Raw genomic sequence first — 5,145 nt, 5'->3', positions numbered from 1 at the left:
GCGTAGTTCTACGGACTAACACAATAGATTTGAAGATTCGAAAAGATTGAACCAAGACGTTTCTCAAGGTAAGGACCCTATCGGCTCATGGGTTTTTGTTGACCGTTGGAGTCGGCTTTCGACCTCATCACTTGTCTTTTCGATGTTGTCGGGCATTACGATAATGGCAGTCACACACCGAACCACCTGACCCAAGGGTACTTTCTCGTGTAAAGATAGTATTCGTCCATTTTGCCATACTGTAATCATACGCACACATTGCCGGAGTAATTTCTGAAATACCGAGGGTACGGAACAAGTAGTGGATACCACAACGATCAAAGATAGCGTCAAAGGTATCAAGCGACTCCCCTGAAAAAAATCTGAATCTCCACGAGTAAGGATTATCTGAAAGCTGACTGACTTCTGCCTGCTTCGCAAGGCTCTTTTGGTATTTCTCTGAATAATAATTGATACTTCTCAGGTAAATACACATAATACGGCTATCGTCCATGGCTGTGCCATAATATTCCTTCATTTTCTCGCACGACGGTTTCGAGTCAAGACTAAGATATATAGCGGCAATCTGTACGGCACTGATCAGATTGAGAATGAGAACATCATTCTTGCCAAACGGCGGTATGACTTTGATGATAGACCTATACTTCTCTCTCACCTTTTTCATAACCGCTTTATTGTCTGATACTCCAAGAATCGGCAGGTGCTTTTTCAAGGTTGGTGCAAACAGTACCCACATCGCTTGAGTGATTAATCCATTTTTCATTTTACATATTTCCTTCGCATGCTTTTAAGCCTTCTTATCAGTTTCACAAGCTCATACCAAAGCACCGATGCTGCAGCAAGACCGAGTGCTGTAAGTACCTGCATTCCACTCAGTGGGGCAAGCTTAAGATAGGCGGAAAAGGGAGTGTAGAGAATTATGGCCAACAACGCCAGCGTTCCAAAATTCACGGCCCACATAACACGATCCTTGACGAGCTGTTTCGCCGAATGGTAAGCAAAGTCATGATTGGAGCTGTTGACCTGTACCAAGAACAGATTTGCCAACATGATTACGGCAAGACCCATCGCGCGAGCTTCTGATGCATTGGCAGAGTTACCTGCAAGGGTGACAAAATACGCGCCAAAGGATGTGGCAAACACAAATATGCCTTGCAGTACACTCTTGCCCAGCAATCTGCCGGTGAGTAACTTCTCCTTTGGGTCACGGGGTGCACGATCCATCACATCTTCCTCCGCAGGCTGTCGCTCCAAAACAATGGAGCAGGTCGGGTCAATCAAGACCTCCAGCAACACCACATGCAACGGTAAGAGCATCAGTGCAGTGGGACTTATCCCCAGAAGCGGAGCCAACAGGGAGGCCGCTGCAATGGGGATATGAATGGTGAACACATAGCCAACCGCCTTACGGATGTTGTCATAGATACGCCTCCCGTCGCGGATAGTCTCCACTATGGTGGTAAAGTTGTCATCCATAAGAATAAGATCGGAAGCTTCGCGCGAGACCTCGCTGCCGCGCTTGCCCATGGCAATGCCGATGTCAGCGTATTTGAGTGCTGGAGCGTCGTTGACGCCGTCGCCTGTCATGGCTACAATCTCGCCGTTCTCCTTGAATGCTTTTACAATGCGCATTTTATGTTCAGGAATGACGCGAGAGAAGATGGAAACAGTCTTCACTGCTTCTTGTAGTTCTTCTTCGCTCATAGCTTCAAGCTCTTCGCCTGTGATAATGTTATCGCTACCTGGTATGCCAATTTTTCTGGCAATGGCGGAGGCAGTGATCCCGTTGTCGCCGGTGATCATGACCACACGAATACCTGCTCGGTTGCAAACAGCGATATCCTCTTTGACACTCTCACGGGGAGGGTCGGCAAGCCCCACCAGACCCAGCAGAGTCAGACGGCAGTCAGTAATGGCGGCAGGAATAGCTGATTCGTTTTCAGGCTTGGCTGTTGCAACGGCAATGACCCGCAGTCCCTGGGAGGATAGCGTTTTGATCTGTGATTCAATAGCAAGCCGTTCCTCTGCTGCCAACTCACAGATGGTCAATATACGTTCAGGGCTGCCCTTGGCTGCAATAATCAGATGCCCGTCTTTGCGCCAGACATGACCCATCATCTTCAACTCATTCGTAAAAGCATACTCACTGACAAATTCGTTGGAGAAGAGGCTTTCTTTGGTAATGCCGTGTTCCTCGCAGTAGCGGAGCATGGCTTTTTCCATAGGATCATACGCATCAGTTTCACAGCCTAGGCCCATGGTCTCCACCAAATCGTGCTCTGTACTACCACTTGTCGTCCAGACATTCTGTACGGTCATTTGGTTCATTGTGATGGTGCCGGTTTTATCTACGCAGAGAACGGAGACCGCTCCAAGTGTTTCCACACTGGGCAGCTTGCGTACAAGTGAGTTTTTTTTAGCCAACCGCCATGCACCCATGGAAAGGAACACGGTAAGAATGACCGGAAATTCTTCCGGTATCATGGCCATGGCCAGCGTAACGCCGGAAAGGATACTTTCAATCAGACGATCCACAAATGCATGATCGGGAATATTGAACCATGTGAACACCGCTACCAGAGCAAAGAGCACTCCCGCAATAATTGCACAGGTCTTTACAAGCTTGCCTGTCTGTTTTTGCAGCGGTGTGTCCTCATTGGGAGCAGCAATCACTCCAAGGCCGATTTTCCCGTATTCGGTCTGGGCGCCTATCGTATCGACCAGCACAACAGCGTTGCCCTGGGTAACGAGAGTGCCCGCATAACAATAATCCTTGCGCCAATAATCCTTTGTCGGCTCAGTGCTTTCCGTAGGAGTTTTCCAAACGCCTTCTGCCTCCCCAGTAAGGGAAGATTCATCCACGCATAAATCTGCGCAACGTAGGACTACACCATCTGCTGGGATCTTCACTCCCTCGTGAATCATCAGGAGATCTCCCGGCACCAAATCAACGCTGGCAATCCGTTGTTCCTTGCCGTCACGGATAACGGTGCAATGGGGAGCAGACAAATCCTTTAATGCGTTCAGGGTTTTATCGGTTTTCCATTCTTGGATTACATCAATACTGATGATGCCGACGACGAAAATGAGCATGATAGCGCCGTCTCGTGGTTCTCCAAGCAGAAAATAAATAATCGCAGCGACTATGAGCAGCAAGAACATCGGCTCACAGATGATATGAAAGACTTTTTTGAAAAAGCTTTCCTTTTTCTGCTGCGTCAGCTCGTTCTTACCGTACTGTTCCTGTAATCGTTTTGCTTCGACAGAGGTTAGCCCTGTCATGTTTGGTCGGTAGGTTGTCATAAAAGAATCCCCCATTTCACATTGCCATTGGCAATGCGGTGTTGTGATTTCTCTTTTGACACTCCATTTGAGGTCGCCTGTTCCATAAGGCAAAAAAATGGCACACCCATGGAACATACAACTGTCCCACAAATGTGCTTGCTAGCAATTTGCTGCCGTTGTTAAACGGCCCGGCCCCACGCCCGCTTCCGGGCATCGCCTGCTCAGTTTGTACTGTTGATCTCACATCCTGAAAAACAGGAATGTAATGCAGTGCAAAAAGACTTTTTTAAAAAGTACACGACGATGTACAGGTTGTCAATCATCCAGCTACTCAGATCAGGGCAATAAACTGTTATTTCCCGATAAATTAACGATTGGTTGCAGGAGAGCCGGGGCACCCCCATCAATCTGTTCCCAGTTCTGTACCCAAGAACCCCTATACGCATATATATGCGCATAGGGACATGCCACGCCGACCTTATCCCCCTCTATTATTGGTATTCATGGCAAATGATATTTTAGGAACATGGGAACAGATGCAATCCAGTTCCTGAACATAGCGCATCCATTAAGGAATCGGCAAGGAACAAGGCAGGATGAGCTGTTCTGCCTATTCGAATCAAATCCACCATTTCTCCCACGGACTATTGATTATCTCCCATGATATGGTACTATATGGGAGAAAAAGAACAATGGTGGGAGAAAGATGCGCGAATTTGATTATGTCCGGCTGAAAAAGAGCTCCTGGGACAACGAGGTGCTTTCGCTCGTTGCTCAGATTCGCGAGCACAAGGGAAAACAGGAGCTGTATCTCAGGCTGAAACCGGTAGAGTTGAAACGCTTGATCGAGGTGGCAAAAATCCAGAGCACCGACAGCTCGAACAGAATCGAGGGCATCGGAACCTCGAATGCACGGATGCGGGACTTGGTCAAGGAAAAAACTACACCCCGCAGTCGTGATGAGCAAGAAATTGCAGGCTATCGTGATGTCCTGAAAACGATCCACGAGAGTTACGAGCACATCCCGCTCAAGGGTGATGTAATCCTGCAATTGCACAGGGATCTATTGGCATACACGGGCAAGACCTTCGGTGGTAAGTACAAGAATACACAGAACTACATCAACCAGACCCATGCCGATGGAAGTTCCTTCACCAGATTCACTCCGCTTGAGCCGTTTGAGACACCGATGGCGGTGGATGCGATCTGCGCAGGTTATCGGCAGGCACTGGATAACCAGGTAGTCGATCCGCTGATACTGATTCCGATATTCATATGCGACTTTCTGTGCATCCATCCGTTCAATGACGGCAACGGACGTATGAGCCGGCTTCTCACTATGCTGCTCTTGTACCAGAGTGGATTCATCGTCGGCAAGTATATCAGTATCGAGCAGAAGATTGAGAGGACGAAGGATACGTACTATGATGTATTGGGGAAGGTCTCCAGCGGATGGCAGGAGGGTTCGAATGACTACACATCCTTCATCAAGTACTTTCTTGGGATTGTCCTGAACTGTTATCGGGATTTTGAAAGCAGGATTGGCTCGGTCGACCGCAAGAGCAGCCCATATGAGATCGTGCGAAAAGCTGTTGAGGACACCTTGGGCGTATTCACCAAGGCCCAGATTCTCGAGCTTTGCCCCAGTATCGGCAGCTCCTCAGTGGAGGCTGCTCTCAAGCGCCTCAAGGAAGAAGGCTTCATACTCAGCCAAGGCAGCGGAAGGAGCACTACGTATGTTCGGAATCCCGATAAACTGCCTATGTATACGTGAGAAAGGCCAGCCATTGCGGCGGAGGTATCATTTGATGGATGAGTTTGATAATCTGTTGAACATAACAAGTGAGAAAATTAGGTAAC

3 protein-coding genes and 1 riboswitch are annotated in these 5,145 nt (G+C 48.3%); of the genes, 1 reads left to right on the top strand and 2 read right to left on the bottom strand.

The window, feature by feature from the left end:
- Positions 1 to 127: 127 nt before the first annotated feature.
- The gene (locus B3F49_RS05205; protein WP_293909484.1) at positions 128 to 763 is read right to left on the bottom strand and encodes an L-2-amino-thiazoline-4-carboxylic acid hydrolase; all 636 of its coding nucleotides are present in this window, start codon (positions 761 to 763) and stop codon (positions 128 to 130) included.
- Positions 760 to 3,303: a cation-translocating P-type ATPase gene (locus tag B3F49_RS05200; RefSeq protein WP_293909481.1), complete on the bottom strand. Its 2,544-nt coding sequence runs from the start codon at positions 3,301 to 3,303 to the stop codon at positions 760 to 762. The genes B3F49_RS05205 and B3F49_RS05200 overlap by 4 nt, the downstream gene beginning before the upstream one ends.
- Positions 3,304 to 3,422: 119 nt before the next feature.
- Positions 3,423 to 3,520, bottom strand: a riboswitch (NiCo riboswitch).
- A 471-nt stretch (positions 3,521 to 3,991) separates the two neighbouring features.
- Here B3F49_RS05200 and B3F49_RS05195 point away from each other — a divergent pair.
- The gene (locus B3F49_RS05195; RefSeq protein WP_293909478.1) at positions 3,992 to 5,059 is read left to right on the top strand and encodes a Fic family protein; all 1,068 of its coding nucleotides are present in this window, start codon (positions 3,992 to 3,994) and stop codon (positions 5,057 to 5,059) included.
- Positions 5,060 to 5,145: the final 86 nt, after the last annotated feature.

It is taken from the genome of Sphaerochaeta sp. UBA5836, from assembly GCF_002432845.1.
Lineage (GTDB): Bacteria > Spirochaetota > Spirochaetia > Sphaerochaetales > Sphaerochaetaceae > Sphaerochaeta.
Note: the sequence above shows the minus strand (reverse complement) of the source record. Positions and strands in the feature narration are given on the sequence as shown.